This window comes from Streptomyces sp. DvalAA-43, assembly GCF_900091725.1.
Classification (GTDB): Bacteria; Actinomycetota; Actinomycetes; order Streptomycetales; family Streptomycetaceae; genus Streptomyces; species Streptomyces pulveraceus.
Map to the genome: position 1 here is coordinate 1 of NZ_FMBW01000082.1, position 1,101 is coordinate 1,101.

Below are 1,101 nucleotides of genomic sequence, written 5' to 3' on the forward strand. Positions count from 1 at the left end.
TCTCTCCCTCTCTCCCTCTTCCTCTGTTTCTTCGCTAGTCGCAGGAGATTGAAGTCCCATGGCTGAAGTTCTGGTTTTTGTCGATCACGTGGACGGTGCGGTGCGTAAGCCCACGCTGGAGTTGCTGACGCTGGCGCGTCGGGTGGGTGAGCCGGTGGCGGTCGCGGTGGGTGCGGGTGCCGCGGGCACGGCGGAGGTGCTGGCCGGGCATGGTGCGGTGCGGGTGCTGACGGCGGAGGCGCCGGAGTTCGGTGACTATCTGGTGGTGCCGAAGGTGGATGCGTTGCAGGCGGCGGTGGAGGCGGTGTCGCCGGTGGCGGTGCTGGTGCCGTCGTCGGCGGAGGGCAAGGAGATCGCCGCGCGGCTGGCGGTGCGGATCGGTTCGGGGATCATCACGGACGCGGTGGATCTGGAGGCGGGTGAGGGGGGTGTCGTCGCGACGCAGTCGGCGTTCGCGGCGTCGTTCACGACCCGGTCGCGTGTGTCGCGGGGTGTTCCGGTGATCACGGTGAAGCCGAACTCGGCCGCGGTGGAGGCGTCCGCGGGTGCGGGTGCGGTCGAGGTGCTGGAGGTGTCGTTCTCGGCGCAGGCGACGGGGACGCGGGTGACCGCGCGGACGCCGCGTGAGTCGACGGGGCGTCCGGAGCTGACCGAGGCGGCGATCGTCGTGTCCGGTGGGCGTGGGGTGAACGGTGCGGAGAACTTCCATCTGATCGAGTCGCTGGCCGATTCGCTGGGTGCGGCGGTCGGTGCGTCGCGTGCCGCGGTGGACGCGGGCTGGTATCCGCACTCCAGCCAGGTCGGGCAGACCGGCAAGTCCGTCTCGCCGCAGCTGTACATCGCCTCGGGCATCTCGGGCGCGATCCAGCACCGGGCCGGGATGCAGACGTCCAAGACGATCGTCGCGATCAACAAGGACGCCGAGGCCCCGATCTTCGACCTCGTCGACTACGGCGTCGTCGGCGACCTCTTCCAGGTCGTCCCCCAGCTCACCGACGAGATCAACACCCGCAAGGGCTGACCCGCCCCACGAACGCGGGACACGACCGACGGCCCGGGGCCGTGTGGTGCACACGCACCACACGGCCCCGCACCCATTCC

General features: G+C 70.0%; 1 protein-coding gene. It reads left to right on the plus strand.

Annotation, left to right across the window (positions count from 1 at the left end; genetic code table 11):
* Positions 1 to 58 precede the first annotated feature (58 nt).
* Positions 59 to 1,021: an electron transfer flavoprotein subunit alpha/FixB family protein gene (locus GA0115234_RS34030; RefSeq protein ID WP_093549466.1), complete on the plus strand. Its 963-nt coding sequence runs from the start codon at positions 59 to 61 to the stop codon at positions 1,019 to 1,021.
* Positions 1,022 to 1,101 lie beyond the last annotated feature (80 nt).

Excerpts from the sequence above, each read along its gene's own strand:
- GA0115234_RS34030 (WP_093549466.1), top strand. The coding sequence starts at position 59 with ATGGCTGAAGTTCTGGTTTTTGTCGATCACGTGGACGGTGCGGTGCGT.